A 26,707-nucleotide genomic window follows, 5' to 3' on the forward strand; every position below is an offset into this window, starting at 1 on the left:
GTCAGTGCACGAGCCGGCCCGACTCGGCCAGCTCCCGGATGCGCTGGACCGTGTCCATGTCGGCTGCGATGTAGGCCTGCTTGCGCAGGGCCACCACGGTATCGTCCAGTTCGCTGTGGCCGTCCTGCAGGTCCAGTTCGTAGATGAAGCGCAGGAACAGCACGTCGGGCTCGGGTTCCTCGATGCGGACCGTGGCTTCGCTGCGCGGCCACAGCTCGGTGGCGGTGGCCAGCACCTTGACCTGGCGCATGGGCGTCAGCGTGACCTCGTCGTGGACCTGGAAGGGCCCGAAGTCGAGCACGCGCTTGAGCACGGTGTGCTCCTGCCCGACCGCTTCCGCCTCGATGGTGCAGCTTTCCAGTCCCATGACGAATTCCGTGGGTTCGTGGGCCCGGATGAACAGCCCGCGCCAAATCTGCTCGCGCGTCAGCGGCGTGAGCAGGGGCACGAGCGGATCGTTGATCTGGATGAGGTGTTCGAAGCGAAGCATGGAGAGCGCGGTTCCCGGAAGATTCTCCTAAGGATACCGCGCTCCGGCGCGCCCGGGCGCTAGTCGATGAGCATCGGCAGCACCATCAGCTGCTGGCCGTTGACGTGCATGCGCCGCTGCAGCGAATTGATGGCCTGGTTGTGCAGCAGGCGGGTGACGAAATTCTCGCGCTTGAACACCAGCTTGCTGGCGAAGACGATGGTGTTGGGGTATTCCTGCAGCACTTCGGTGATGAGCTTTTCCAGGGTCTGCACGGCATCGGTGCCGAACCCCAGGCGACTGGTCGCGGCCATGCCGTAGCTGTTGCAGAAACGCTCGAAGAATTTCAACGAGGTGGTGGCCTGCAGCTTCATCGCCTCCATGGCTTCGGGACCGCCGTAGACCTGCGCGTCCACGGTCCGTGCGTTGATGAAGATGAAGTTCTTGAAGTGATCCGGGAACATGCGCTGTACCCACAGCAGCGCATGCAGGCCGCCGCCGCGGCTGGAGCCGACCAGGAAGGCGGCCGTGGGCGCGTAGGGGTCGAGCGCGGGCGGCGAGCAGTCCGAGCCGAAGGACTGGTCGGCGAAGATGTCGTCGATCGCGGCGATGCGTCGCCGCGTTTCGCGGTAGTGGGCCCGTATCCCCAGGCAGATGAAGATCAGCACGCTGGTGATCAGCAGCGTGGCCCAGCCGCCTTCGAAGAATTTTTCGACGATGGTGACGACCAAAATGGAGCTGGTGATGGTGACGGCCACCAGCGACAGGGCCAGGCGCTGGCGCCAGTGCTTCTTGTGCAGGGGCTTGTGGCGGTTCCGTATCCAGTACAGCGACAGGCCGGCCAGCGACAGCGTGAAGGTCAGGAACACGTTGATCGAGTACAGCACCACCAGGACGGATACCTTGCCGCCGGTCAGCAGCAGGATGGCGAAGGCGGAGATGCCCATCAGCAGGATGCCGTTCTCGGTGACCAGCCGGTTCGACAGGTAGCGGAACCGGTGCGGCATCCAGGAGTCGGAGGCCATGTTGGACAGCACCGAGGGGCCGCCCAGGAAGCCGGTGTTGGCGGCCACGAACAGGAGGCCGGCCTCGAAGGCCAGCACCACGGTCAGCGCCCCGACCAGGTTGCCGTCGCCGAAGCCCATCTCGCTCAGCACGTTGCCGAACACCACGGCGTTCAGCGTCTGGCCTTCCACGGGCGTGGCGTTCCACAGCAGGTACAGCAGGATGATGCCGCCGGCGGTGAAGGCCAGGCTGATGGCCATCAGCAGCATGGTCGCCTTGCCGGTGTGGACGACCGGCTCGGCCAGGCGATCGACGTTGTTGGAGACCGCCTCGATCCCGGTATAGGTACCGCCGCCCAGCGAATAGGCTTTCAGGAATACCGCCAGCACGAAGAACCAGCCGGCCTCCTGCGAGAACTCGCGTACTTCCCTGATCGTGTCGGGAATCAGCAGCGGCAGGCCCTCGGCGTGGGCGAAGATGCCCCAGGCGATCAGGATGGCGTGCGTGACCACGAAGCCGGCGAAGATGGGCAGGAGGACCTTGATGCTTTCCTTGGCCCCACGCAGGTTCAGCCATATCAGCAGGAGCACCATCACACAGGCGGTCCACAGCTTGAAGGTCTGCCAGCTGGCGGGCAGCAGCGAAAACAGCGCGTCGGTGCCGCTGGCCACGGAAATGGCGATGGTCAGCACGTAGTCCACGATCAGCGCCGAACCGGATACCAGCCCGGCCGTCGGGCCGAGCAGCGCGGTCGAAACCCGGTAGCCGCCGCCGCCGGTGGGGAACAGTTCGATGACCTGGTTGTAGGCCAGCGCGACCACGAACACCGTGATGGCCGTGGCGATGGCCAGGAACAGGGCGAGATGGGTATGGGTGCCCAGGGCGCGGAACGCTTCCTCGGGGCCGTAGGACGACGAGGACAGGCCGTCCGCGCCCAGCCCCACCCAGGCCAGGAAGGCCGCCAGCGCGAGGGAATGCCGGGTATCCGGGGACAGCGGGTCCCGGGCCTTGCCCAGCAGACGCTCGCGCCATGAAGTTGCTTTCATACGAAGGGGTTCCTGCTGCCTGGTGTCGGTGGCTTCTTGATCGCGCGGCGCGCAGCGTACGCTTTTGGAAGAAATCGCGCTTTGAAGGCCATTCTAGCAACAGGGAAATTGTTACCCTGTGGCGGGGCGGGCACTATGACAAACGAATTTCTGATAGCTTTATGCATAGGCGTCCATGGGCGCGATCCCCCAATTCTCGAGGCAAGCATGAGCAAGCAGATCATCCATACCGACGCCGCGCCGGCGGCCGTCGGCCCGTATTCCCAGGCCGTGGCTGTGCGCGCTTCCGGCAGGACCGTGTACCTGTCGGGCCAGATCGGCCTGATTCCCGCCACCGGCCAGCTCGAGACGAGCAGTTTCGAGGCCCAGGTGCGCCAGGCCTTCGCCAACATGGAAGCGGTGGTGCGCCAGGCGGGCGGCACCTTGGACCAGATCGTCAAGCTGACGCTGTTCCTGACGGATCTGTCCAAGTTCGGCACGGCCAACGACATCATGGCGCAACTGATTCCCCAGCCTTTCCCCGCCCGCTCCACGGTGGGGGTGGCCGCCTTGCCCAAGGGCGCCGAGTTCGAGGTCGAGGCGATCCTGGTCATCTGAACCGGGCCGGTACATGAGCGCGCGCCCCGCCGTCCAGGACGAAAGCGAACTGACGCCGCAGCAGCGCAAGATGCGCAAGCTCGGGCTGCGCGTCGCGGACGACTTCGTCCTGCACCTGCCCATCCGCTACGAGGACGAGACGCAGCTGACGCCGATCAAGCGGTTGCTGCCGGGCATGTGGGCGCAGGTCGAGGGCGTGGTGACGCGCTGCGAGGTCGCCTACCGGCCGCGGCGCCAACTGGTGGCCGCGATCGAGGACGACACCGGCGAACTCGCGCTGCGCTACCTGAATTTCTATCCCAGCCAGCAGAAGCAACTGGCGGTGGGGCGCCGCATTCGCGCCCGGGGCGAGGCGCGCGGCGGTTTCTTCGGCATGGAGATGGTGCACCCGCGCACCACGGTCGCCGACGGCGACACGCCCTTGCCGGATCGCCTGACGCCGGTCTATCCCACCACCGAGGGGCTGCCGCAGGCCACGCTGCGCAAGGCCGTTGCCGCGGCGCTGCAGCAGGCGGATCTGCGCGACACGCTGCCGGAGGCGCTGCTGCAACGGTATGGCCTGATGCCTTTCGGCGAGGCCGTGCGCCTGCTGCATGCGCCGCCGCCCGACGTGGCCACGCAGCCCCTGATCGATCGCGCGCATCCGGCCTGGCTGCGCATCAAGTTCGACGAGCTCCTGGCCCAGCAACTGTCGCTGGCGCGTGCGCGCGCCGCCCGGCTGGACAAGCGGGCGCCGCCGCTGGCGCGCTCCACCGCGTCGGACGGCCTGGTGGCGCGGCTGCTGCGCGCGCTGCCGTTCGAGCTGACCGGCGCCCAGCAGCGGGTGCGGGACGAGATCGCCGCCGACCTGGCCCGGCCGCACCCCATGCAGCGGCTGCTGCAGGGCGACGTGGGCAGCGGCAAGACCGTGGTGGCGGCGCTGGCCGCCGCGCAGGCGATAGACAACGGCTACCAGGCGGCGCTGATGGCGCCCACCGAGATCCTGGCCGAACAGCATTTCCGCAAGCTGGTCGGCTGGCTGGAGCCGCTGGGCGTGAAGGTGGCCTGGCTGACCGGCAGCCTGACCCCCAAGGCGCGGCGCGAGGCGGCCGCGCTGATAGAAAGCGGCGAGGCGCCGCTGGCGGTGGGCACGCAGGCGCTGATCCAGCAGCACGTGCAGTTCGCGCGGCTGGGCCTGTCCATCGTCGACGAGCAGCACCGCTTCGGCGTGGGCCAGCGGCTGGCCCTGCGCAACAAGGGCGGCGAAGACGAGGTCTTCCCCCATCAACTGATGATGTCCGCCACGCCCATTCCCCGCACGCTGGCGATGACCTTCTTCGCCGACCTGGACGTGTCGGTCATCGACGAGCTGCCGCCGGGCCGGGTGCCGGTCATCACCAAGCTGCTGTCGGACACGCGCCGCGACGAGGTGGTCGCGCGCATCCACGAGGCGGCCCGGTCCGGTCGCCAGGTGTATTGGGTGTGCCCGCTGGTCGAGGAAAGCGAGACGCTGGAACTGCAGACCGCCGTCGACACTTTCGAGACGCTGCGGCAGGCGCTGCCCGAACTGCGCGTGGGACTGGTGCATGGCAGGCTGCCGACTTCCGAGAAGGCGGCCGTCATGCAGGCCTTCAAGGATGGCGAGCTCGACCTGCTGGTGGCCACCACCGTGATCGAGGTCGGCGTGGACGTGCCCAATGCCTCGCTGATGGTGATCGAGCACGCCGAACGCTTCGGCCTGGCGCAACTGCACCAGTTGCGCGGCCGGGTAGGGCGGGGCGCGGCCGAGTCGGTGTGCGTGCTGATGTACCAGGCGCCGCTGTCGCAGGTCGCCAAGGCCCGGCTGCGCACCATGCATGAAACCACCGACGGCTTCGAGATCGCGCGGCGCGACCTCGAACTGCGCGGGCCCGGCGAGTTCCTGGGCGTGCGGCAATCGGGCCTGGCGCTGATGCGGTTCGCCGACCTGGACGCCGACCTGGAGATCGCCGAGCAGGCGCACGAAGCCGCCGCCGAGTTGCAGGCGCGCGCGCAGGACGTGGTGTCCGCCCACCTGGCGCGATGGATGCGCGGGCGCGAAGATTTCCTCAAGGCTTGAAAAGAGGCGAGAGATGACCCTGACTGAACTGAAGTACATCGTGGCGGTGGCGCGGGAGCGGCATTTCGGCCGTGCCGCCGAAGCCTGTTTCGTCAGCCAGCCCACGCTTTCGGTGGCCATCCGCAAGCTGGAGGACGAACTGGGCGTGACGCTGTTCGAGCGGGGCGGCACCGAGGTGGGCGTGACGCCCATCGGCGAGCGCATCGTGGCCCAGGCCCAGAAGGTGCTGGAGGAAAGCGCCAACCTGAAGGAGATCGCCAAGCAGGGGCACGATCCCTTGTCCGGCGCGCTGCGGGTGGGCGTCATCTACACCATCGGTCCCTACCTGCTGCCGCAACTGGTGCCGCGCCTGATCGAGAGCGCGCCGCAGATGCCGCTGCTGCTGCAGGAATACTTCACCACGCGGCTGCTGGAGCTGCTGCGCCAGGGCGAGATCGATTGCGCCATCATGGCCCTGCCGCTGCCCGACGCCGGGCTGACGATCCAGCCGCTGTACGACGAACCCTTCGTGGTGGCCGTGCCCAAGGGCCATCCATTGGCCAGCCGCAGCCACGTCAAGGCCGAGGAGCTCAAGAGCGAGACCATGCTGCTGCTGGGCACGGGCCATTGCTTCCGCGACCAGGTGCTGGAGGTGTGTCCCGAGCTGTCGCGCTTTTCGGCGACCACCGAGGGCATACAGCGGACCTTCGAGGGGTCGTCGCTGGAGACCATCCGCCACATGGTGGCCTCGGGCATAGGCATCACGGTGCTGCCCATGTCGTCGATCCCGGCCCAGCCCGACGATCGCGACCTGCTGCGCTACATCCCCTTCGAGGACCCGGTGCCCGATCGGCGCGTGGTGCTGGCGTGGCGCAAGAGCTTCCCCCGCACCGCCGCCATCGACACCCTGATCGCCGCGATCCATGCCTGTCGGCTGAACGGCGTGACCATGCTGGAGTCCAGCGCGCAGACGGCCTGAGCCGGGCGGCGCTTGTCATGCCACGTATCATCCCAATCTAGTATCCTGTGACGTCGGTTTCGACTTTGACAAGGAGTCAACAATGGTGAAGAAAGCATCTGCCAAGAAACCCGCAAGCAATGGCGGTGCGGCCCGCTCGGCCGCCGGTGCGCTGCGCATCGACATCGGCATCTCGGACAAGGACCGCGCCGCGGTGGCCGGGGGCTTGTCCAAGCTGCTGGCCGATACCTATACGCTGTACCTGATGACGCACAACTTCCACTGGAACGTGACGGGGCCGATGTTCAACACCCTGCATGCCATGTTCATGACCCAGTACACCGACCTGTGGAACTCCATCGACGACGTGGCCGAACGCATCCGCGCGCTGGGGCACTTCGCGCCGGGCACCTACCGCGAGTTCGCCAAGCTCACCACGATCAGCGAGCCGGCCGACGTGCCCGAGGCACTGGAAATGGTGCGCCAACTGGTGGTGGGGCACGAGGCGGTGGCCAAGACCGCCCGCAACATCCTCAAGGTGGCCGATGCCGCCAACGACGAGCCGACCGCCGACCTGCTGACCCAGCGCCTGGAATTCCACGAGAAGACCGCCTGGATGCTGCGCAGCCTGCTGCAATAACCCCGAGGCCCGGGCGCCGGTCCCGGCGCCGCGTCATGGAAATCCCTGCCTCGCGGGCGACGCGATGCAGGGATTTTTTCTATGTTTTTTCCTTGTCCGGATGCGGAAAATTATTTGAGGTTTAAAAATTTTAAGTTAAATTAATCTTCGACCCGTCACTGCCCGGCCAGGAGGCCGCGCATACCGCTGGAGACCACTCATGGAACGCTCGGGGCATCTCGATACCTTTGCGCGCGATCATCTGCCGCCGCCCGAGGCCTGGCCGGCATTCCTGCTCGACCATCCCGCCGTCCGCTATCCCGCCCGCTTCAATTGCGCGGCCGAGCTGGTCGACGGCGCGGTGGCGGCGGGGCACGGCCGGCGCCCAGCCATCTGGACGGTGACCGACGGCAAGCCTTCGGCCATCACCTATGCCGAGTTGCAGCAGCGGGTGGACCGCCTGGCGCATGTCCTGGTCGAGGACATGGGCCTGGTGCCGGGCAACCGGGTCCTGCTGCGCGGCCCGAACAATCCGGCCATGGCGATCGCCCTCCTGGCCACGATCAAGGCGGGTCTGGTGGCGGTGCCCACCATGCCGCTGCTGCGCGCGGTGGAGCTCAAGCCCGTCATCGACAAGGCGCAGGTCAGCGCGGCGCTGTGCGACGTGCGCTTGCGCGACGAGATCGACGCCTGCATGCGGCCCGGCCCGACCCACTGTCCCACCTTGACCCAGGCCCGTTTCTTCAATGACGACGGTCCCGAATCGCTGGAGGCCCTGGCGCGCGACAAGTCCGCCTCCTTTCCCGCCTGCGACACGGCCGGCGACGACGTCTGCCTGATCGCCTTCACCAGCGGCACCACGGGCAGCCCCAAGGGCTGCATCCATTTCCACCGCGACGTGCTGGCGATGTGCGACCTGTTCCCGCGGTCGATATTGCAGGCCACGCCCGACGACATCTTCTGCGGCACGCCGCCGCTGGCGTTCACCTTCGGCCTGGGCGGCATGCTGTGCTTCCCGCTGCGCGCGGGCGCGTCCACCGTGCTGTCCGAGAAGCTGACGCCGGCCTCGCTGCTGGAGACCATCCAGGCCACCCGCGCCACCATCGTCTTTACCGCGCCTACCTTCTACCGCCAGATGGCGGCCCTGGCCTCGGGCTACGACATCTCCAGCCTGCGCCATTCCGTCTCGGCCGGCGAGGCGCTGCCCGACGCCACGCGCCAGAGCTGGAAGCAGGCCACGGGCGTGGAAATGACCGACGGCATCGGCAGCACCGAGATGATCCACATCTTCATCTCCAGCGCCGGCCAGGACGTGCGCCGCGGCGCCATCGGCAAGGTGGTGCCCGGCTACGAAGCCTGCGTCGTCGACGAATCCATGCAGCCGCTGCCGCCCCGCACCGTCGGCCGCCTGGCCGTGCGCGGCCCCACCGGCTGCAAATACCTGGCCGACGACCGCCAGGCCAACGCCGTGCGCCAGGGCTGGAACCTGACCGGCGATTCCTTCATGATGGACGAGGACGGCTACCTGTACTACCAGGCCCGCACCGACGACATGATCATCTCGGCCGGCTACAACATCGCCGGCCCCGAGGTCGAAAGCGCCTTGCTCCAGCACGAGGCCGTGGCCGAATGCGGCGTGATCGGCGTCGCCGACGAAGAGCGCGGCCAGGTCGTCACCGCCTTCGTCGTGCCGCGCCCCGGCTTCGCGCCTGGAGACGATCTGGCCAAGACCCTGCAGGAGCACGTCAAGCGCACCATCGCTCCCTACAAGTACCCGCGCGTCATCCGCTTCGTCGACGCCTTGCCCCGTACCGAAACGGGCAAGCTCAAGCGCTTCGCGCTGCGCGGGCTGAACTAGCGGTGTCCGGGGCCCGGCAGGGCCCCGCCGCTGTTATTGGCAGGTGGTCACGTTCGTGACCTCGACCACGGCTTCCCGCACGTCGCAGGCCAGCTTGCGCGGCAGGTCGCCGGTTTCGGTGCAATTGCCCATGCCGTTGTAGGCCCAGATCGACCCGGTCATTCCCGTGCCGGGACGGTCGGCGGGGCAGCGGGCTTCGAAATGCACCGTGATGCAGTTGGCGACCTTGGGCTGCACGCGGGGCCGGATGCCGATCACCGAGGGCAGTCCCCCCTTGGCGGGGCATTGGGCCGCCTGCAGGCGTATGGCGCGCCGCTCGGCGGCGAGATGATCCAGCAGCGCCTGGGTCCGGCGTTCCTGTTCCTGGCGGGCGAGCTCCGCCTTCCTGCGGGTTTCTTCCTCGCGCTGTTTTTCCTTGGCCAGCCTGGCCTGTTCCGCGGCGCGGGCTTCCTCGGCCTTGCGCTGTTCTTCCTGCTTGCGCTGGGCTTCCTGCGCGCTCGCTGATGCCGCCGGTGCCGCGGCCGCGGTTCGTTGCGGCGGGGAAGAGGCCGTGGATGTCGGCGCGGACGCCGCGCGGGTCTGCGCAGCCGCGGCGTTGGCCGCCATGATCCGGTCGGCATGCGCGGCGGCTTCGCGGTCGCGCTGCTGTTTCTGCTGTTCGATCTGCCGCAGCTTCTGGTTCAGGTCGCGTTCGAAGTCGCGGGACTGCTGCGCCATGCGCTGGTTGCTCTGGTTGGCCTGCTGGAAGCCGCTGGCCAGGCCGCTCAGTATGGCGTTCGTCGTGGCCTGGGATTCGGCCGCCCGCTCGGCGGCGCGGCGCTGGGCATATATGCGGTCCCGTTCGCGCTCGACTTGCTGGCGCTCGCGGTTTTCCATCGCCGCGGCCAGGCGCTCGCGGGTCACGGGAAGATAGATATTGTTCCCTGTCGACGGCGAGTCATCGTCCGGCCCCTGCGCCCGGCTCATGATCCGGATGGAATCGCCGCGGTTGATGTAGATGTTCAGATAGTCGCCGTTGTAGGTGAAGATGTTTTCCGTGCCCGTGAATCGGTGGATCAGGCGGTCATCCGCCGACAGCGTCAGTTGCCTGCTGTCGAAGGAACCCGCGGGCCGGTTCGGCATGCTCAGTACGCGCAATGCCCTGGGGTCCGTACTGGATGGCGCCTGAAAGACCTCCCGGCCGGGGTTCGATCCGTCGGGCAGGCTGTACTGGAAAACCAGGTTGCCTGCGTCGTCCTTGTCGATTTTCAACAGGACGATGCGGCTGACGAAGGTCTGCCCCACGCTTTGTTCCCAGATGCCGAACGGCGAGGCGGCGCGCAATTGCTGGTAGGGGGAGGCCGGGTCCAGGCTGACGGGGATCGTGCCGCCGTCGGGCAGGGTATAGACGTCGCGGCGCAGCGGCTTGGGCCTCATGTGGAACGAGGCGGCCGACGCGCGATAGGAAAAATGCGCGGCAGCGTCGGCCAGGGACAGTTGCAGATCGTTCAGCGAGCCGTTCAGGATTTTCATGCGCCCGCTTTCGTCGAAGCGGATGGTCGCCTGGTCGTCGCTGAACATGCCGGATTGCTCGATCAGCATGTGGTAGGTGTCCGGCTGGGCCGTGGGGCGTACGAGTAGCCGGATCGCGCTGGAGTCTCGCAGGTTGTTGGCCGTGTAGAGCCTGATGGCGAGCGCGCCCTGGGCCGGGTCCGCCATTACCTGCAGCCAGTCGCCATCGTCGTTGACGTACAGGTGGCCGATGTAGGGCTGTAGAAAGCCCCATTGGATCTGCTGGAAGGCAGCTTGAGCCGCCGCCAAGGATTGGGATGACTGGGCGGTGCCGGCGGGCTCCACGGTGGCGCAGCCGGCGAGCGTCGCGCACAGCGCGGAGGCGAGCAGGATTTTTCTCATGCGCGGATTCTAGGCAACTCAGGGCGGGCACGCATCACCCGATCCAGTGAGAGGCGCTGGTACCATAACGCCATGGACCCTACGTTTCCCGTCTCCCTTTCCCACCGCCTGGGCCTGTACATGCGCCTGGTGCGCCTGGACAAGCCGATCGGCATCCTGCTGTTGGTCTGGCCCACGCTGTGGGCCCTGTGGGCCGCCAGCAAGGGCGGGCCGTCGCTGTATTTTGTGTTCGCCTTCGTGATGGGTACGGTGCTGATGCGATCGGCCGGCTGCGGCATCAACGATTATTTCGACCGCGACGTCGACCTGCACGTCGAGCGCACGCGCGACCGGGTGCTGACGTCGGGACTGATCTCGGGCCGCGAGGCGCTGGGCGTGACGCTGGCGCTGACGCTGCTGGCGCTGCTCCTGATCCTGCCCATGAACCACCTGGTCTGGGCCCTGTCCGTGGTGGCCGTGTTCCTGTCCGTCACCTATCCCAAGTTCAAGCGTTTCTTCGCCATCCCCCAGGCCTACCTGGGCATCGCCTTCGGCTTCGGCATCCCCATGGCCTATGCGGCCGTGCTCGAGACCGTGCCGCTGGAAGGCTGGATCATGCTGGCGGCCAACATCTTCTGGGCGATCGCCTACGACACCGAGTACGCCATGGTGGACCGGCCCGACGACCTCAAACTCGGCCTGCGCACCTCCGCCGTCACCTTCGGCAAGTGGGACGTGGCCGCCGTGGGCGTATGCTATGCGGCGACCCTGGCGCTGCTGGGCGTGGTCGGCGCCATGCTGGACTACGGATGGGCCTACGCGGCGGGGCTGGCGGGCGCCGCCGCCATCGCCGTGCGCCACCTGTGGTGGATCCGCCATCGCGACCGCGCGGCGTGCTTTCGCGCCTTCCTGCACAACACCTGGTTCGGTTTCTCGGTGTTCGCCGGCATCTTCGTGCAGACCACGCTGCTGGGCTAGCGCGGACGGTTCGGCGGGGTGGGCGGCCTATATAATCGTCGCTTTTCCCCTGAAGCCATGTCGCTCATCGCCGACAACCTGCGCGCCGTCCACCGGCGCATCGACCATGCCGCCCAGGCCTGCGGCCGCGCGCCGGGCGAGGTGGCGCTGCTGGCGGTGTCCAAGACCTTTTCCGCCCAGGCGGTGCGCGAGGCCCACGGGGCCGGGCAGCGGGCCTTCGGCGAAAGCTACGTCCAGGAGGCCGTCGACAAGCTGGCCGCGCTGGACGATCTGCGGGCCGGCACCGAATGGCATTTCATCGGCCCCCTGCAAAGCAACAAGGCCCGCCTGGTCGCAGCCCATTTCGACTGGGTCCACAGCATCGATCGCCTGAAGATCGCCCAGCGCCTGTCCGACCTGCGGCCGCCCGGCATGGCCGACCTCCAGCTGTGCATGCAGGTCAACATCGACGACCAGCCCACCAAGAGCGGCGTGGCGCCCGCCGAAGCGCTCGGGCTGGCGCGGGAAATCGCCGCGCTGCCGCGCGTGCGCCTGCGCGGCCTGATGTGCATCCCCGCCCCCCAGCAGGACCCCGTCCGCCAGCAGGCGGTCTTCGCCAGCCTGGCGGCGCTCATGCGCGACCTGAACCGGGAAGGCTTCGGGCTCGATACCCTGTCCATGGGCATGTCGGACGACCTGGAGGCCGCGGTGGCGGCCGGGGCGTCCATCGTCCGGGTGGGCACCGCCATCTTCGGCGCCCGGGATTACTCGTCCTGAGCGCGCGGCCACAACGCTTCCCAAGGAAACCTCAATGACCCAAGCGCTTTCCATCGCATTCATCGGCGGCGGCAACATGGCCGCCGCGCTGATCTCCGGCCTGGCGGGCAAATTCTGCCCCATGGGGAACATCCACGTCGTGGATCCGCATGAGTCCACCCGGCAGGCCTGGGCGGCGCGCGGCGCCTCGGTCGCGGCCGGGCCGGACGAGGCCTTGTCCCGTTGCGACATCTGGGTGTATGCGGTCAAGCCGCAGGTGATGAAAGAGGTTGCCGCGGCGAGCCGGCCCTGGCTCAAGGACAGTCTGGTGATCAGCATCGCCGCCGGCATCCGGGCCGCCGACCTGGCGCGCTGGCTGGGATCCGACACGCAGCCGTGGCTGCGCGTCGTGCGCTGCATGCCCAATACGCCCGCGCTGATCGGGCAGGGCGTGACCGGCCTGGCCGCGCTCGATGGCGTGGGCGAAGCCGACCGGGCGCAGGCCCAGGCCGTGCTGGAAGCCGTAGGCAGCACCGTCTGGGTCTCGCGCGAGGCCGACCTGGACGGCGTGACCGCGCTGTCCGGCAGCGGTCCGGCCTATGTCTTCCTGTTCATCGAAGCCCTGATCGAAGGCGGCAAAGCCGTGGGGCTGGACGACGAGCAGTCGCGCGCACTGGCGCTGGCCACGCTGTCGGGCGCGGCCAGCCTGGCTGCCGAGTCTTCCGAGCCGCCGTCGGTGCTGCGCGAGCGCGTGACTTCCAAGGGAGGCACCACGGCCGCGGCCCTGGACGTCCTGGCCCAGGCGAATTTCCGCCAGGCCGTGGTCCGAGCCATGCAGGCCGCAGCCCATCGCGCGCAAGAGATGGGTGATGAGTTCGGACGATAATCCCGCCGGCATCCGGTCGGTCGCGCGCCATCCTCCCTTCATCCTGTTCTGGTTCAGCCGGGTCATGTCGACCCTGTCGTTCCAGATGCTGTCGGTGGCCGTGGGCTGGCAGGTCTACGAGATCACCGGCAGCGCCTTTGACCTGGGCCTGGTCGGGCTGGCGCAGTTCCTGCCCATGGTGGTGCTGACCTTCGTCGTGGGACAGGTGGCCGACCGCTACGACCGGCGGGTCATCGCCAGCGTCTGCATGGTGGTGGAGTCGATCGCGGCGGGCCTGCTGGCCTTCGGTACATGGGAAGGCTGGCTCACGCGCGACGCCATCCTGGGGCTGGTGGCGCTGGGCGGCGCCGCGCGCGCCTTCGAGTCGCCCACCATGGCTGCGCTGGTGCAGGGCGTGGTGCCGCGCAGCCTCATCCCCCAGGCAGCGGCCTGGTCCACCTCCGCCACCCAGACCGCGCAGATCCTCGGCCCCGCGATGGGCGGGCTGCTGTACGGGTTCGGGTCCATGGTGGCCTACGTCGTGGCCTGCGTGTTCTTCTTCGTCGGTGGCGGACTGGTGGCGATGATCCGGGCGGAACGCACCGCATCCACCCGCGAGCCGGTCACGCTCAAGTCCGTTTTCTCGGGCATTGCCTTCATTCGCAGCCGTCCGGTCATCCTGGGGACGCTGTCGCTGGACCTGTTCGCGGTGCTGCTGGGCGGCGCGACCGCGCTGCTGCCCATCTACGCGCGCGACATCCTGCATACCGGCCCGTGGGGGCTGGGCTTGCTGCGCACGGCGCCCGCCCTGGGGGCGCTGGCCATGTCGGTCTTCCTGGCCCACCACCCCATCCATCGCAACGTCGGCCGCATCCTGTTCTCGTCGCTGGCCGTATTCGGCCTGGCCACGGTCGTGTTCGGCCTGTCTTCGCACCTGGCCGTTTCCATGGCGGCGCTGTTCGTGCTCGGGGCCTCGGACGTGGTCAGCGTCGTGATCCGCTTCACGCTGGTCCAGCTGCAGACGCCGCCGGAAATGCTGGGCCGCGTCAGCGCGGTGAACTCCCTGTTCGTCGGTACCTCCAATCAACTGGGCGAATTCGAGTCGGGCGTGACGGCCGCGCTGTTCGGCGTCGTGCCGGCGGTGCTGATCGGCGGCGCGGGCACGATCGCGGTGGCCCTGCTGTGGATGGTATTGTTTCCCCAGTTGCGCCGCTTGAAGTCGCTGGAAGGCTAGCCCGCCAGCCAGCTGGCGGGCCCGATACTTGCGTACGCGCCCACCGCCGGCGCCGCGGCGTCCGCCGCGCGCGCGAGCATCCCGGAGGTCGATCGCCATGTCCTTGCATCCCGTCCTACAGGAAGTCACCGACCGCATCATCGCGCGAGGCGGGGACCGCCGCGCGCAGTGGCTGGAGGAAACCCGCGCGCGGGCCGGCACGAAGGTCGAGCGCAGCCACCTGTCGTGTACCAACCTGGCGCACGGTTTCGCGGCCATGCCCGATCGGGCGAAGCTGATGCTCAAGGTGCAGGAGCAGCCCAACGTGGCCATCGTGTCGGCCTACAACGACATGCTGTCGGCCCACCAGCCCCTGGCCGATTTCCCCGCCTGGATCAAGGAGGCCGCGCTGGCGGCCGGCGCCACGGCGCAGTTCGCCGGCGGCGTGCCGGCCATGTGCGACGGCGTCACCCAGGGGCAGGCGGGCATGGAACTGTCGCTGTTCTCGCGCGACGTCATCGCGATGGCCACGGCCGTGGCCCTGTCGCACCAGATGTTCGACGCGGCGGTCTACCTGGGCGTTTGCGACAAGATCGTCCCCGGCCTGGTCATCGGCGCGTTGTCCTTTGGCCATCTGCCTGCCGTGTTCGTCCCCGGCGGGCCCATGACCACCGGCGTGAGCAACGACGAGAAGGCCAGGATCCGGCAGCTGTATGCCGAAGGCAAGGTCGGCCGCGCGGAATTGCTGGAAGCCGAGAGCCAGGCCTATCACGGGCCGGGCACCTGTACCTTCTACGGCACCGCCAATTCGAACCAGATGCTGATGGAGTTCATGGGCCTGCACCTGCCCGGAACGTCCTTCGTCAATCCCCATACCCCGCTGCGCGAGGCCCTGACCCGCGAGGCGGCCAGGCAGGCCGTATCGCTCTGGCACGGTGGCGGGCGGTATACGCCGCTGTGCGACGTCCTGGACGAGAAGGCCTTCGTCAACGGCATCGTCGGCCTGATGGCCACCGGAGGGTCGACCAACCATACCTTGCACCTGGTGGCCATGGCGCGGGCAGCCGGCATAGAACTGAACTGGGACGATTTCCACGCCTTGTCCGAGGTGGTGCCGCTGCTGGCTCGCGTCTATCCGAACGGCAAGGCCGACGTGAACGGTTTCCAGGCCGCGGGCGGCCTGCAGTTCGTCATCCGCCAGTTACGCAGGGGAGGGCTGCTGCACGAGGACGTCACCACTATCGTGGGCAAGGGGCTCGAAGCCTATTGCCGCGAACCCTGTCTTGAGGACGGCCGGCTGGCCTGGCGGGACGGCGCCGAGACCCCGGGAGACGACTCCATCGTGCGTCCGCTGGACCGTCCGTTCTCGCCCGATGGCGGGCTGCGCGTGCTGGAAGGCAACCTGGGCCGCTCCATCATCAAGATCTCGGCGGTGGCGCCCGAACATCAGGTGGTGGAGGCGCCCGCCATCGTGTTCGACGACCAGGACGACGTGCTGGCCGCTTTCCAGCGGGGCGAGCTGGAGCGCGATTTCGTCGCGGTCGTGCGCTGGCAGGGGCCGGCCGCCAACGGCATGCCCGAACTGCACAAGCTCACGCCCACGCTGTCGGTGTTGCAGGGGAGGGGATTCCACGTCGCGCTGGTGACCGACGGCCGCATGTCGGGGGCCTCGGGCAAGGTGCCCGCGGCCATCCACGTCACGCCCGAGGCCTTGAAGGGGGGACTCATCGGCCGGGTGCGAACCGGGGATCGGGTGCGGCTGGACGCGCGGCGCGGCGTGCTGGAGGTGCTGGCGGACCTGGGCGCCCGTCCCGCCCAGGCCGCGCCCGACCTGCGGCCGCATCGCCGCGGCGTCGGGCGCGATCTGTTCGGCCACATGCGCCGGGCGGTCAGCGCGGCCGAGGAGGGGGCCTGCACCTTGTTCGTCGACGAGGATTAGACCCCGCTCCTGGTTCAGGCCGCGAAGAAGGCGAAGCGGACCAGGAACAGGATGGCGATCAGCCAGGCCGCGGGATGGATTTCACGGACGCGGCCGGTGCATGCCTTGAGTACGACGTAGCTGATGAAGCCGAACGCGAGGCCGGTGGCGATCGAGTACGTGAAGGGCATGGCCAGCGCGGTCAGCGCGGCGGGGATGGCTTCGGTGATGTCGTCCCATTTCACATCGATCAGCTCGCGCATCATCAGGCCGGCCACGTACAGCAGCGCGGGCGCGGTGGCGTAGGCGGGCACCGAGCCGGCCAGCGGCGAGATGAACAGCGCGGCCAGGAACAGCGCGCCCACCACCAGGGCCGTCAGGCCGGTACGGCCGCCGGCCTGGACGCCCGAGGCGCTTTCGACGTAGGCCGTGGTGCTGCTGGTGCCCAGCAGCGAGCCCGCGGTGATGGCGGTGCTGTCGGCCAGCAGGGCGCGGCCGATGCGGTTCTTGCCTTCGGCCAGCAGGCCGGCGCGCTTGGCCACGCCCATCAGCGTGCCGGTGGCGTCGAATACCTCGACCAGGACGAATACCAGCACCACGTGCACGAAGCCCATGTGCAGCGCGCCCAGGATGTCCAGTTGCAGGAAGGTGGGAGCCAGGCTGGGCGGGGACGAGAAGACGCCGTGGAATTCGTTGATGCCCAGCACCATGCTGAGCACCGTGATGATCAGGATGCCCAGCAGGATCGCGCCGCGGACCTTCAGCGCATCCAGGATGGCGATGATGAAGAAGCCGAGTATGGCCAGCAGCGGGGCGGGCTTGTGCAGGTCGCCCATGGTGATCAGCGTGGCGGGGCTGGCGACCACGATGCCGGAGCTGCTGAGCGCGATGATGGCCAGGAACAGGCCGATACCGGCCGCGATGGCGCTGCGCAGGGAAGGCGCGATGCCGGCGATCAGCCAGCTTCGCACGCCGGTGACGGTCAGCACGATGAAGATGACGCCCGAGATGAAGACCGCGCCCAGCGCCTGCTGCCAGGTGAAGCCCAGGGTCGCCACGACGGTGAACGCGAAGAACGCGTTCAACCCCATGCCCGGCGCCATGCCGATGGGGTAGTTGGCCACGAAGGCCATCATCAGGGAGCCGATCGCCGCCGCGATGCAGGTGGCGGCGAAGACGGCGCCCTTGTCCATGCCCGTGGTGGACAGGATCTGCGGGTTGACGAAGATGATGTAGGACATGGTCAGGAACGTGGTGATTCCCGCCAGCAGCTCGGTGCGAGCATTGGTGCCGTGTTCGTGGAGTTTGAATAGGCGCTCTAGCATGGTGGCTTCCAGGTACGTGGACGAAGTGGGAAGCCATGCGCAGCGCCTGGTGCGGCGCGTCGCCATTGCTTGGCGCGTGCCGGTCTCGGCCCGTCGACGGCCTGCCCCCCAGGCGCATATTAGGGGCGGTTCATCAAAATGAAAAGCCAGGTCTGGCGGGACTTCTGGCGGGATGCCCGAGGCATCCCGCCCGAGGGCGGCGGCCGGCGGCGCGCCGCCCGCGGCGGGTCAGCGCTCGCCTTGTTTCTTGAGCTGGATGTCGTTCCTGACGTCCTGGACGCCGTCGATGCCGCGTGCCACTCTCACGGCGGAATCGATCTGCGCGGAGTCGTCGGCGGAGCCGGACAACTGCACCACGCCATTGACCGTCTTGACCTTGATGCTCAGCGATTGCGTGGCTTGTTCCTTGAGCAGCGCGGCCTTGACCTTGGTGGTGATTACCGTGTCGCTGGCGAACTTGCCCGCCGACTCCTTGGTGGCCTGGCCGTCGCCCTGGGCCATGGCCAGGGGCGCGGCGGCCGAGAAGGCTGCAATCATGGCGGCGATCATCAGGTTGCGTGTCCTCATCGATCTCTCCTTGAAAGCGGCCGTTCCGGCAAGGCGGATGTGGCCGGTGCTTTCAACATACGGGGCCGGTCCGCCGGGTGTCAAAGCAGCCTGTGTGCATTTGTAAGCCGTGGCGCCGGCATGGCCGGCCCCACGCGGGCGGTCCGTGCAAGCCGTCACGATTGCAAGGGATGCGTGGCACATGTAACGCGGTCGAGCGGCCACGCCGCCGGGGCGCCTACAATGAGCGCTCTTCTGGAAATCCCATGTTCAGCTATCGCCATGCCTTCCACGCCGGCAACCATGCCGACGTGCTCAAACACCTCGTGCTCGTGCAATTGCTGCGCTATTTCGCGCAGAAGGACGCGCCGTACTGGTACGTCGACACCCACGCGGGCGCCGGGATCTATGCGCTGGAAGGGGACTGGGCGGGCAAGAACGCCGAGTTCGAGACCGGCATCGCGCGCCTGTGGACGCGCGACGACCTGCCCGGCATCGTGGCCGAATACGTGGACGAGGTCGCCGCCTTCAACGAGGACGACCTGCTGCGCCATTATCCCGGGTCGCCCTTCATCGCCGCCCAGGCGCTGCGCGAGCGGGACCGCCTGCGCCTGTTCGAACTGCACCCCACCGAGATCGACGTCCTGCGGCGCAACTGCCGGCAACTGGGCCGGGAGATCGAGCGCCACACCATGATCTACGCCGCGGACGGCTTCGAGGGCGTGAAGGCCTTGTTGCCGCCCCCCACCCGCCGCGGCATCGTGCTGATCGACCCGTCGTACGAGGACAAGCGCGACTACGCCCGTGTCCTCCAGTGCCTGGAAGAGGGCTTGAAGCGTTTCGCCACCGGCTGTTTCGCGATCTGGTATCCGCAGGTGCAGCGGCTCGAATCGCAGCAACTGGCTGGAAGGCTGGCGCGCGTGCCGGGCCGGTCCTGGCTGCATGTCAGCCTGACCGTGCGCAAGCCTTCGGGCGACGGGCTGGGGCTGTACGGCAGCGGCATGTTCATCGTCAACCCGCCGTGGGTGCTGGAGTCGGCCCTGAAGGAAATCATGCCCTGGCTGACCGGCGTCCTGGCCCAGGACGCCGGCGCCACGTTCACGCTGGAAAGCCGCGAAGGCTAGGGGCCGCCCCCTTCAAAAGTCCACCCCTCAAAAGAAAGGCGCCGCGGGCAGATACTCCCCGTCCGCCGGTCACGCCGGGCCCTCTCGATTCGAGAGGGCCCGGTTTTTTTATGCATGAATTCAGTTGAATTCAATTGAATTCAGGCATAGCATCGCACCTTCGATACGATGATTGAGGCCCCGCCGCATGAGACTTGCCACTTTTACCGTTCCCGCCGAATCTTCCGCTGCCCGCGTCGGCGTGCTGTGCAAGGACCGCATGCTCGACCTGGCGCGCTGCGCGGCCGCCGTGGAGCCGCGGGAGGCCGCTTTTCCGTATTCCATGCGGGCGCTGCTGGAGGAGGGCGACGCCGGACTGGCGCGCGCGCGCCGGTTGCTGGACGCGGCGTCGAGCGACGCCGCGCTGCGCGAGCGCCATGCCTATGCGCTTGACGATGTCCGGCTGCTGCCGCCCGTGCCCGATGCCGAGAAGTTCCTGTGCGTGGGCAAGAACTACCGCACCCATCTCGAAGAACTCAAGCGCACCGATCTGATCAAGGAATTGCCGGAGGAGCCGACGGGCTTCATCAAGCTCAACGCCTGCCTGGTCGGCCAGGACGCCGAGGTGGAGCGGCCGGTGGACGTGGCGCACCTGGACTACGAGCCCGAACTGGTGTTCGTGATCGGCAAGCCCGCCTATCGCGCGCGCCGCGAGGACGCCTTCGGCTACGTGGCCGGGATCACCATCCTGAACGACCTGACCTGCCGCGATACCCAGAAGCGCGAAGTCGCATCGGGGTCGCGGTTCTGGACCGCCAAGAACGCCCCGGGTTTCGGTCCGCTGGGGCCGTACATCATCACCATGGACGAGGTGCGCGACGCCTACGACATCTGGGTGACTTGTCGCGTCAACGGCGAAGAGCGCATGCGCGTCAATACTTCCGACCAGATCTGGAAGCTGCCGGACATCGTCGAGCATTTCTCCAGGCTGCTGCCGCTCAAGCCCGGCGACATGTTCTCCACCGGCGCGCCCGGTGGCGTGGCGGTGGGCAAGCCCAATGCCGACGAATTGTTCCTGAAGCCGGGGGACGTCGTGGAGTGTGCGTTCGAGGAGCCCGCCATGGCCCTGCGCACCCGCATCGTGGCGGCGCGTTGAACCTCGCCGGGAAGATCAAGAACGACGCCCGGCGGTTGTTTTCATTGGAGGAGGTGGATCATGAAATGTGCTATCGATACGGCACGCCGCGCGGCGGCCTTGCTTGCGTGGGCCGTGGTGCTGCCCACGCAGGCCCAGGCGCAAGCCTTTCCGTCGCGGCCGGTCACCATCGTGGTGCCGTTCCCGCCCGGAGGCGGGGCGGATACGTTGGCACGCATACTGGGCGCCCATCTGACCAAGGTCTGGAAGACCCAGGTAATCGTGGACAACCGGCCCGGCGCCAGCGGGCATATCGGTGCCAATTTCGTGGCGCGGGCGCCAGCGGACGGCTACACGCTCATGATGAGTTCGACCGCCTCGCTCGACAAGAAGAACGTCGGGCAGTTCGCGCCCATCTCGCTGGTGTCGGCGTCCGCCTATGTGGTGGTGGTCAATCCCCGCCTGGGCATCAACAGTATCAAGGAACTGGTGGCCAGGGCCAAGGCCGAGCCCGGCAAGCTGAACTTCGGCTCGTCGGGCGTGGGCGCGGCCTCGCACCTGTCCGTTGAGCTGTTCAAGGAAGTGGCGGGCATCGAGATGATGCACGTGCCCTACAAGGGCACGGGCCAGGCCGTGACCGATCTCCTGGGCGGGACGCTGAGCCTGATGTTCGCGCCGGCGCAGACGGTGATGGGCTATGTCGATACGGGCCGCCTGAAAGCGCTTGCCGTGACGAGCGCCGAACGCTCGAAGGCCTTGCCCGGCCTGCCCACGGTGGCCGAGGCGGGAGTGCCTGGCTATGCGGCGGTGGGCTGGTTCGGCCTGCTCGCGCCGGCTGGCACGCCCGCCGCGGTAATCGACAAGCTCAACAAGGACGTGAACGCCGCGCTGCGCGAGCCCGAGATCGTCAAGCAGATGATGGAGCACGGCGCCGAGCCTTCCCTGACGACGCCGGCCGAGTTCGGGACCTTCATCCGTGCGGAACTGGAGCAGTGGACCCGCCTGATCGACAAGCTGGGCATCGTCGTGGGCGGATGAGCGGGCCCAGGTGGGCAGGCCCTAGTCGGACTGCCGATTGAGCAGATAGCTGACGCGGGCACGCTGTCCGCCGGTCAGGTGGCGCACCATGGCGGCGCGTGCGCCCTCGACGTCGTGCGCGGCGATGCATTCGACCAGTTCGGCATGTTCGGCGTACGCGTCCTGCAGGCGCTTGGGGTTGGTGGCCGTGGCTGGTCCCAGCAGGATCATGGGCGTCTGCAGGGCGCGCAGCGTGCTGATCACATAGCGGTTGTGCGCCGTGCGGTACAGCGCGTTATGGAAGCGCCGGTTGTGGCGTTCGCGCTCGATGGGATCGTTCAGGACGGAGCGCTCGAACTCGAGCATCTCGCGCAAGACGTCGATCTCGGCGTCGGTGGCGTTCTTGGCCGCCATGCCGACCGCCGCCGGCTCGATCACGAAGCGCAGCGCATAGAGCTCGTTCACCATCTGATGATCGAGTTCGGCGATGACGCGGCCAAGATAGGGCTGGTGCACGATCAGGCCGTCGGTCTCGAGCCACGCGATGGCTTCGCGGACCGGCGTGCGGCTGATGGCCAGCCGGTCGGCCAGGGCGTTCACGCTGACGCGGTCGCCCGGCTTGAGGACGCCGGTCTCGATGGCTTCCTGCAATTGCCGATAGGCGGCCTGGCCTAGCGATTCAGGCTTTTTTTCTGGGGTGTGTGGCATGGATCTACCGCTCGACGAGGAGGTACGGGCTGGGCGGTCGTAATGGTGCCACGTTTCGTGCTTGCGGTGGTTCGAGGGGCCGTTCCCGGGGGCAGGCCCCTTGCGGGGCCTGCATGCGCCAGCGTCAGTCCGCCCGGATGTTGTTGCTCCGGATGATGTTGCCCCACAGCGCGATCTCGCTCGCCACGTAGGTGGCGAAGTCGCGGCTGCCGCGGAACTCCACCTGGACACCGGTCTTGCGCATGACCTCGGCCACCGCCGGATCTTCCAGCGCGCGGCGATTGGCGTCCTCGAGCTTCTGCACGACGGCCGCGGGCGTACCCGCGGGCGCGAACACGCCGGCCCAGGTGGCCGACACCACCGAGGGGTAGCCCTTCTCGGCGAAGGTCGGTACGTCGGGCAGGGCGAAGTGGCGCGCGGGCGCGGCCACCGCCAGCGCGCGCGTCTTGCCCGCGCGCAGGTTGGGCAGCGACACCGCCACCGTGTCGAACATCATGGTGATGTTGCCGGCCAGCAGGTCGAGCGAGGCCGGGGCGCCGCCCCGGTAGGGGACGTGCACGAGATCGACCTTCGCGGCCTGCTTGAACAGTTCTCCCGCCAGGTGCAGCGAGGTGCCGTTGCCGGCGGAACCGTAGGTCAGCTTGCCTGGCTCGCGTTTGGCCTGGGCGACCAGGTCCTCGACCGACCGTATGCTGGAGGCGGCGTTGACCGCCAGCACGTTGGGCACCGAGCCCCAGTGGGCCACGGGAACGAAGTCCTTGACCGCGTCATAGGGCAGCTTGGCGTAGAGCGAGGGATTGACGCCGTGCGTGGCCGAGGTGCCGACCAGCAGCACATAGCCGGTGGGGGCCGCCCGCGCAACCTGCTCGGCACCGATGTTGCCGCCGGCGCCGGGCTTGTTCTCGATCACGATGGGCTGGCCGAGTTCGCGGCTGAGCGCCGCGCCCATGGCGCGGGCCATCTGGTCAATGGCGCCGCCGGGCGCGAACGGGACGATGAGCTGGACCGGCCGGGACGGGTAGTCCTGCGCGGCGGCGGTCAGCGGATGGCCGGCGAAGGTGCAAGCGAGGGCCAGCGCGAGCATGCCGGTCCGCCGCCCGGAACGGAGGGGCGAAGTCATGGTGTGTCTCCTGAGATCGTTCTAGGTCGTTGTAGTCGAGCCGGGCCGCAGCACCCGGCGAGGGGGTCAGCCCTGGGATTCCTTTTTGGCTTCGTGTTCGGCGATGTTGGCCAGCAGTTCGGCGCCGCGGTTGGCGGCCGAGAGCCCGCGGAACAGGAAGCACAGGCTGACGACGGCCTGCATTTCCTCCCAGGTCGCGCCGGCGCGGCGCGCGGCGATGCCATGCAGGACGGCGGCGTCGCTCAGATCCATCAGCAGCATGCCGAACAGCATTAGCTGCGCCGTCTTCACGTCGAAGCACTTGGGATACATCGCGTGCTCGCGCATTTTTTCCTGCAGGTCCACCAGCTTGGGATCGAGCGCGCCGGTAACGGCCAGGCGAGCCTCGATACGCGGCGGGACGAAGCCGATCAGTTCCTGGTAGATGGCGGCGCGCTCATCCAGCGTTTGTGCGGTGTCGGCGTAGGACCCGATACGGGCGTCGACGGCGGCGCGATCGATGCGTTTGGGAAGCATGGGAAAATTCTCCTGGTTGTCGATTTTCGTTTATATTTATTTAAATCGATTTTATAGTCAATATCGATTTTATGCCTGACGCCGGTCCATGAGCACATCCCTGACCTCCCAATTGACCCAGTCGCTGCGCGACGAATTGTTGAACGGCACCTTCCGGCCGGGACAGCAACTGCGCTTGAACCAGCTCAGCCAACAATTCAACGTCAGCCTCAGCCCGCTGCGCGAGGCGCTGTCCCGGCTGGCGGCCGAGGGGCTGGTCATCGCGCAGGACCAGCGCGGCTACCAGGCTGCGCCCGTGTCCGTGCGCAACCACCAGGAGATCACCGAGCTGCGCACCATGCTGGAGCCGCACGCGCTGCGGATTTCCATGCAGCAGGGCGGCGAGGACTGGGAGGTCGCGGTGCTGGCGGCCCATCACCGCCTGCAACAGGTCGAGAAGCGGGCCGCTTCCGACCCCGGGGCGCTCGCCGAATGGGAGATCCGCCATCGCGAGTTCCACCTGATGCTGATCGGCGGCGGCCAGATGCCCGTGCTGGCCCAGTTCTGCGAGAAGCTGCTGGCGTTCTCCGACCGCTACCGCCGCATCTTCCTGCGCGAGCGCCCGCTGGACCGCGACATTCCCGACGAACACGAGGCCATCCTGCGCGCCACCCTGGACCGCGACGAGGCGCGCGCCAGCGAACTGCTGGCCCAGCACATCGGCCGCACGGCGGCCAATATCGCCATCCTGCTCGAACAGTGGGAATCCGGCGACGATGCCGCCGCCTAGGTTTGAGCGGGGTTGTGCCGATGCCATAATGCCTGGCATGGAAATGGTTTTCATCTATGGACCCGTCGCATCCGGCAAGTTGACCGTTGCACGAGAGCTCGGTCGCCTGACCGGTTTTTCCGTCTTCCACAATCACCTGATTGTCGATGCCGTGGCGTCCGTGTTCCCCTTCGGTACCGAACAGTTTGTCAGGCTGCGGGAACGCATGTGGCTTGACATGATGCACGAGGCCGCGGTGGCCGCGCGCTCCCTTGTCTTTACGTTCGCGCCGGAGCCGTCGGTTGCCGAGGGCTTTGCCCTGCGTGCGCGGGACGTCGTGGAAGCCGCCGGTGGCAGGACACGGTTTGTCCGATTGAGCGTTCCCGCGGCCGAGCAGGAAAAACGTCTGGTCGCGCCGAGTCGTGCCGAGTTCGGGAAGCTGCGGTCGCTCGATCTTCTGCGGGAGTTGCGCGAGCAGTTTGCAGCGTCCGAGCGGGCCATGCCGGAGCCGCAAGTAGCCATCGATACCTGCACGCTGGCTCCCGCGGACGCGGCTCGCGCGATCGTCAAGGCACTGGCTTTGCCCTTGGCATCCACCAAATAAGAAAGGCCCGCGGGGCGAACCCCGCGGGCCTTGGACCGCCAACCCAGCAACGGAATCAGGCGGGCACTGCAGCCGTTTCCGGCGCATCGGCTTCCACCGACGAGCGGATCAGGTGATCGAAGGCGCTGAGCGCGGCCTTCGCGCCTTCGCCCGCGGCGATGATGATCTGCTTGTACGGCACGGTCGTCACGTCGCCCGCGGCGAACACGCCGGGCACCGAGGTCTGGCCCCTAGCATCGACCTCGATTTCCCCGTGCTTGCTCAGCGCCACGGTGCCCTTGAGCCATTCGGTATTGGGCACCAGCCCGATCTGCACGAAGACACCCTCGAGTTCGATGTGGTGCTCTTCGCCCGATTGCCGGTCCTTGTACGTCAGGCCGTTCACCTTCTTGCCGTCACCGGTGATCTCGGTGGTCTGCGCCTGGGTGATGACCGTGACGTTGGACAGGCTGTTGAGCTTGCGTTGCAGCACGGCATCGGCACGCAGCTCGGGGGCGAATTCCAGCAGGGTCACGTGCTCGACCAGGCCGGCCAGGTCGATCGCCGCTTCCACGCCCGAGTTGCCGCCGCCGATCACGGAGACGCGCTTGCCCTTGAACAGCGGGCCGTCGCAGTGCGGGCAGTACGCCACGCCGTGGTTGCGGTACTCGCGTTCGCCCGGCACGTTCACCTCGCGCCAGCGCGCGCCGGTGGACAGGATGACCGTGCGGCCCTTGAGCACGCCGCCGTTGGCCAGCCTGACCTCGATCATCTTGGCGCCCGGCACCAGGGCCTCGGCGCGCTGCACGTTCATGATCTCGACGTCGTAGGCCTTGACGTGTTCTTCCAGCGCGGTGGCGAACTTGGGCCCTTCGGTCTCCTTGACGGAGATGAAGTTCTCGATCGCCAGCGTGTCCAGGACCTGGCCGCCGAAGCGCTCGGCCACGACGCCGGTGCGGATGCCCTTGCGCGCCGCGTAGACGGCAGCAGCCGCGCCCGCGGGGCCGCCGCCGACGATCAGCACGTCGTACGGCTCGCGCGCGCTGAGCTTCTCGGCGTCGCGTTGGCCGGCGTTGCTGTCGAGCTTGGCAAGGAATTCCTCCACGCTCATGCGGCCCTGGCCGAACACTTCGCCGTTCAGGTAGACCGTGGGCACGGCCATGACCTGGCGCTTCTCGACTTCGTCCTCGAACAGCGCGCCGTCGATCGTGACCTGGCGGATGCGCGGGTTCAGCAGCGACATCACGTTCAGGGCCTGGACGACCTCGGGGCAGTTCTGGCAGGACAGCGACACATAGGTCTCGAAGGAGAAGTCGCCGTCCAGGTTCTTGATCTGCTCGATCACGTCGGCATCGAGCTTGATCGGGTGGCCGCCGACCTGGAGCAGGGCCAGGACCAGCGACGTGAATTCATGGCCCAGGGGAATGGCGGCAAAGCGGATGCCGATGTCCTCGCCGGGGCGATTGATGGTGAAGGAAGGCTTGCGCTCGTCGTCGTCGCGTCGCTCGATCAGCGTGATGCGTTCCGACAGGCCGGCGATTTCCTTCAGGAGTTCAGCGAGCTCGCGAGACTTGTCGCCGTCGTCGAGGGACGCGACGATCTCGATCGGCTGCGTGATTTTTTCCAGGTAGGCCTGCAACTGGGTCTTGAGATTGGCGTCCAACATATTCGCTCCCTTCGCTCCGTATCTTGTGTTCTCGGATGGCGCCCGGCTCGC

24 protein-coding genes are annotated in these 26,707 nt (G+C 67.6%); 15 read left to right on the plus strand and 9 right to left on the minus strand.

Annotation, left to right across the window (positions count from 1 at the left end; all coding sequences use genetic code 11):
• Position 1 precedes the first annotated feature (1 nt).
• A complete protein-coding gene (locus tag R4823_RS08580; RefSeq protein WP_087838208.1) occupies positions 2–490 on the minus strand; it encodes an SRPBCC family protein in 489 nt (162 codons plus the stop codon).
• A 59-nt stretch (positions 491–549) separates the two neighbouring features.
• Complete coding sequence (locus R4823_RS08585; RefSeq protein ID WP_338618245.1) at positions 550–2,520, minus strand: APC family permease; 1,971 nt, start codon at positions 2,518–2,520, stop codon at positions 550–552.
• Between the two features lie 207 nt (positions 2,521–2,727).
• Between R4823_RS08585 and R4823_RS08590 the strand changes: the two genes are divergently transcribed.
• The 5 genes from R4823_RS08590 (at position 2,728) to R4823_RS08610 (ending at position 8,608) form a co-directional block, all read left to right on the plus strand.
• Positions 2,728–3,117 (plus strand): Rid family detoxifying hydrolase, encoded by a 390-nt coding sequence (locus R4823_RS08590; protein ID WP_338618247.1) that lies wholly within the window; start codon positions 2,728–2,730, stop codon positions 3,115–3,117.
• A 70-nt stretch (positions 3,118–3,187) separates the two neighbouring features.
• Positions 3,188–5,194 carry an ATP-dependent DNA helicase RecG gene (gene recG / locus R4823_RS08595; RefSeq protein ID WP_338619142.1) on the plus strand — a complete coding sequence of 669 codons (2,007 nt, stop codon included), beginning with the start codon at positions 3,188–3,190 and terminating at the stop codon, positions 5,192–5,194.
• 13 nt (positions 5,195–5,207) lie between these two features.
• On the plus strand, positions 5,208–6,152 hold the full coding sequence (locus tag R4823_RS08600; protein WP_338618249.1) for a LysR substrate-binding domain-containing protein: 945 nt from the start codon (positions 5,208–5,210) through the stop codon (positions 6,150–6,152).
• Positions 6,153–6,234: 82 nt separating this feature from the next.
• Positions 6,235–6,771, plus strand: a complete 537-nt coding sequence (locus R4823_RS08605) for a Dps family protein (RefSeq protein ID WP_279813579.1) — start codon at positions 6,235–6,237, stop codon at positions 6,769–6,771.
• A 199-nt stretch (positions 6,772–6,970) separates the two neighbouring features.
• Positions 6,971–8,608 (plus strand): AMP-binding protein, encoded by a 1,638-nt coding sequence (locus tag R4823_RS08610; protein ID WP_087838213.1) that lies wholly within the window; start codon positions 6,971–6,973, stop codon positions 8,606–8,608.
• Positions 8,609–8,641: 33 nt separating this feature from the next.
• Here R4823_RS08610 and R4823_RS08615 read toward each other — a convergent pair whose 3' ends face one another.
• On the minus strand, positions 8,642–10,501 hold the full coding sequence (locus tag R4823_RS08615) for a hypothetical protein (protein WP_087838214.1): 1,860 nt from the start codon (positions 10,499–10,501) through the stop codon (positions 8,642–8,644).
• 72 nt (positions 10,502–10,573) lie between these two features.
• On the opposite strand from R4823_RS08615, the gene ubiA reads away from it, so the two are divergent.
• The 5 genes from ubiA to edd all read left to right on the plus strand — a co-directional run bounded on the left by ubiA (position 10,574) and on the right by edd (position 16,210).
• A complete protein-coding gene (ubiA, locus tag R4823_RS08620; protein WP_087838215.1) occupies positions 10,574–11,458 on the plus strand; it encodes a 4-hydroxybenzoate octaprenyltransferase in 885 nt (294 codons plus the stop codon).
• 57 nt (positions 11,459–11,515) lie between these two features.
• Positions 11,516–12,214: a YggS family pyridoxal phosphate-dependent enzyme gene (locus R4823_RS08625; RefSeq protein ID WP_087838216.1), complete on the plus strand. Its 699-nt coding sequence runs from the start codon at positions 11,516–11,518 to the stop codon at positions 12,212–12,214.
• A 34-nt stretch (positions 12,215–12,248) separates the two neighbouring features.
• A complete protein-coding gene (gene proC, locus R4823_RS08630; RefSeq protein WP_087838217.1) occupies positions 12,249–13,079 on the plus strand; it encodes a pyrroline-5-carboxylate reductase in 831 nt (276 codons plus the stop codon).
• Positions 13,063–14,292, plus strand: a complete 1,230-nt coding sequence (locus tag R4823_RS08635; RefSeq protein ID WP_087838218.1) for an MFS transporter — start codon at positions 13,063–13,065, stop codon at positions 14,290–14,292. The genes proC and R4823_RS08635 overlap by 17 nt, the downstream gene beginning before the upstream one ends.
• Positions 14,293–14,389: 97 nt before the next feature.
• Entirely contained in the window at positions 14,390–16,210 is a 1,821-nt protein-coding gene (edd, locus tag R4823_RS08640) for a phosphogluconate dehydratase (RefSeq protein ID WP_087838219.1), read from the plus strand.
• 14 nt (positions 16,211–16,224) lie between these two features.
• On the opposite strand, the gene R4823_RS08645 is transcribed toward edd, so the two are convergent.
• Both R4823_RS08645 and R4823_RS08650 read right to left on the minus strand, forming a co-directional pair.
• The gene (locus R4823_RS08645) at positions 16,225–17,514 is read right to left on the minus strand and encodes an NCS2 family permease (RefSeq protein WP_087838220.1); all 1,290 of its coding nucleotides are present in this window, start codon (positions 17,512–17,514) and stop codon (positions 16,225–16,227) included.
• A 228-nt stretch (positions 17,515–17,742) separates the two neighbouring features.
• A complete protein-coding gene (locus R4823_RS08650; protein ID WP_165963278.1) occupies positions 17,743–18,081 on the minus strand; it encodes a BON domain-containing protein in 339 nt (112 codons plus the stop codon).
• Between the two features lie 245 nt (positions 18,082–18,326).
• Between R4823_RS08650 and rlmJ the strand changes: the two genes are divergently transcribed.
• The 3 genes from rlmJ (at position 18,327) to R4823_RS08665 (ending at position 21,336) form a co-directional block, all read left to right on the plus strand.
• Entirely contained in the window at positions 18,327–19,184 is an 858-nt protein-coding gene (gene rlmJ, locus R4823_RS08655; protein WP_279813604.1) for a 23S rRNA (adenine(2030)-N(6))-methyltransferase RlmJ, read from the plus strand.
• A gap of 187 nt (positions 19,185–19,371) precedes the next feature.
• Entirely contained in the window at positions 19,372–20,319 is a 948-nt protein-coding gene (locus tag R4823_RS08660) for a fumarylacetoacetate hydrolase family protein (RefSeq protein WP_087838223.1), read from the plus strand.
• A 60-nt stretch (positions 20,320–20,379) separates the two neighbouring features.
• Positions 20,380–21,336, plus strand: a complete 957-nt coding sequence (locus R4823_RS08665) for a tripartite tricarboxylate transporter substrate binding protein (RefSeq protein WP_087838224.1) — start codon at positions 20,380–20,382, stop codon at positions 21,334–21,336.
• A gap of 21 nt (positions 21,337–21,357) precedes the next feature.
• On the opposite strand, the gene R4823_RS08670 is transcribed toward R4823_RS08665, so the two are convergent.
• The 3 genes from R4823_RS08670 to R4823_RS08680 all read right to left on the minus strand — a co-directional run bounded on the left by R4823_RS08670 (position 21,358) and on the right by R4823_RS08680 (position 23,659).
• Positions 21,358–22,023 (minus strand): GntR family transcriptional regulator, encoded by a 666-nt coding sequence (locus R4823_RS08670; protein ID WP_087838225.1) that lies wholly within the window; start codon positions 22,021–22,023, stop codon positions 21,358–21,360.
• Positions 22,024–22,147: 124 nt separating this feature from the next.
• Positions 22,148–23,143, minus strand: coding sequence for a tripartite tricarboxylate transporter substrate binding protein (locus tag R4823_RS08675; RefSeq protein WP_338618259.1), 996 nt, complete (start codon positions 23,141–23,143; stop codon positions 22,148–22,150).
• Between the two features lie 66 nt (positions 23,144–23,209).
• Complete coding sequence (locus R4823_RS08680; RefSeq protein WP_087838227.1) at positions 23,210–23,659, minus strand: carboxymuconolactone decarboxylase; 450 nt, start codon at positions 23,657–23,659, stop codon at positions 23,210–23,212.
• 88 nt (positions 23,660–23,747) lie between these two features.
• Between R4823_RS08680 and R4823_RS08685 the strand changes: the two genes are divergently transcribed.
• Together R4823_RS08685 and R4823_RS08690 are read left to right on the plus strand one after the other, a co-directional pair.
• Positions 23,748–24,428: a GntR family transcriptional regulator gene (locus tag R4823_RS08685; protein ID WP_087838228.1), complete on the plus strand. Its 681-nt coding sequence runs from the start codon at positions 23,748–23,750 to the stop codon at positions 24,426–24,428.
• Between the two features lie 43 nt (positions 24,429–24,471).
• Positions 24,472–25,011, plus strand: coding sequence for an AAA family ATPase (locus tag R4823_RS08690; protein WP_243724621.1), 540 nt, complete (start codon positions 24,472–24,474; stop codon positions 25,009–25,011).
• 55 nt (positions 25,012–25,066) lie between these two features.
• Here the strand turns inward: R4823_RS08690 and ahpF are convergent, their stop codons facing one another.
• Positions 25,067–26,656 carry an alkyl hydroperoxide reductase subunit F gene (gene ahpF / locus R4823_RS08695; protein ID WP_087838230.1) on the minus strand — a complete coding sequence of 530 codons (1,590 nt, stop codon included), beginning with the start codon at positions 26,654–26,656 and terminating at the stop codon, positions 25,067–25,069.
• Positions 26,657–26,707 lie beyond the last annotated feature (51 nt).

Source organism: Pigmentiphaga sp. CHJ604, from assembly GCF_036972535.1.
Taxonomy (GTDB): Bacteria; Pseudomonadota; Gammaproteobacteria; order Burkholderiales; family Burkholderiaceae_B; genus Pigmentiphaga; species Pigmentiphaga daeguensis.

Coding starts and splice junctions, on each gene's coding strand:
- R4823_RS08645 (WP_087838220.1), bottom strand. CDS start 17,514: ATGCTAGAGCGCCTATTCAAACTCCACGAACACGGCACCAATGCTCGC.
- ahpF (WP_087838230.1), bottom strand. CDS start 26,656: ATGTTGGACGCCAATCTCAAGACCCAGTTGCAGGCCTACCTGGAAAAA.
- R4823_RS08670 (WP_087838225.1), bottom strand. CDS start 22,023: ATGCCACACACCCCAGAAAAAAAGCCTGAATCGCTAGGCCAGGCCGCC.
- R4823_RS08605 (WP_279813579.1), top strand. CDS start 6,235: ATGGTGAAGAAAGCATCTGCCAAGAAACCCGCAAGCAATGGCGGTGCG.
- R4823_RS08685 (WP_087838228.1), top strand. CDS start 23,748: ATGAGCACATCCCTGACCTCCCAATTGACCCAGTCGCTGCGCGACGAA.
- R4823_RS08590 (WP_338618247.1), top strand. CDS start 2,728: ATGAGCAAGCAGATCATCCATACCGACGCCGCGCCGGCGGCCGTCGGC.
- R4823_RS08615 (WP_087838214.1), bottom strand. CDS start 10,501: ATGAGAAAAATCCTGCTCGCCTCCGCGCTGTGCGCGACGCTCGCCGGC.
- R4823_RS08660 (WP_087838223.1), top strand. CDS start 19,372: ATGAGACTTGCCACTTTTACCGTTCCCGCCGAATCTTCCGCTGCCCGC.
- recG (WP_338619142.1), top strand. CDS start 3,188: ATGCGCAAGCTCGGGCTGCGCGTCGCGGACGACTTCGTCCTGCACCTG.
- R4823_RS08665 (WP_087838224.1), top strand. CDS start 20,380: ATGAAATGTGCTATCGATACGGCACGCCGCGCGGCGGCCTTGCTTGCG.
- R4823_RS08625 (WP_087838216.1), top strand. CDS start 11,516: ATGTCGCTCATCGCCGACAACCTGCGCGCCGTCCACCGGCGCATCGAC.
- edd (WP_087838219.1), top strand. CDS start 14,390: ATGTCCTTGCATCCCGTCCTACAGGAAGTCACCGACCGCATCATCGCG.
- rlmJ (WP_279813604.1), top strand. CDS start 18,327: ATGTTCAGCTATCGCCATGCCTTCCACGCCGGCAACCATGCCGACGTG.
- R4823_RS08680 (WP_087838227.1), bottom strand. CDS start 23,659: ATGCTTCCCAAACGCATCGATCGCGCCGCCGTCGACGCCCGTATCGGG.
- R4823_RS08635 (WP_087838218.1), top strand. CDS start 13,063: ATGAGTTCGGACGATAATCCCGCCGGCATCCGGTCGGTCGCGCGCCAT.
- R4823_RS08675 (WP_338618259.1), bottom strand. CDS start 23,143: ATGACTTCGCCCCTCCGTTCCGGGCGGCGGACCGGCATGCTCGCGCTG.
- R4823_RS08690 (WP_243724621.1), top strand. CDS start 24,472: ATGGTTTTCATCTATGGACCCGTCGCATCCGGCAAGTTGACCGTTGCA.
- proC (WP_087838217.1), top strand. CDS start 12,249: ATGACCCAAGCGCTTTCCATCGCATTCATCGGCGGCGGCAACATGGCC.
- R4823_RS08580 (WP_087838208.1), bottom strand. CDS start 490: ATGCTTCGCTTCGAACACCTCATCCAGATCAACGATCCGCTCGTGCCC.
- R4823_RS08600 (WP_338618249.1), top strand. CDS start 5,208: ATGACCCTGACTGAACTGAAGTACATCGTGGCGGTGGCGCGGGAGCGG.
- R4823_RS08650 (WP_165963278.1), bottom strand. CDS start 18,081: ATGAGGACACGCAACCTGATGATCGCCGCCATGATTGCAGCCTTCTCG.
- R4823_RS08585 (WP_338618245.1), bottom strand. CDS start 2,520: ATGAAAGCAACTTCATGGCGCGAGCGTCTGCTGGGCAAGGCCCGGGAC.
- ubiA (WP_087838215.1), top strand. CDS start 10,574: ATGGACCCTACGTTTCCCGTCTCCCTTTCCCACCGCCTGGGCCTGTAC.
- R4823_RS08610 (WP_087838213.1), top strand. CDS start 6,971: ATGGAACGCTCGGGGCATCTCGATACCTTTGCGCGCGATCATCTGCCG.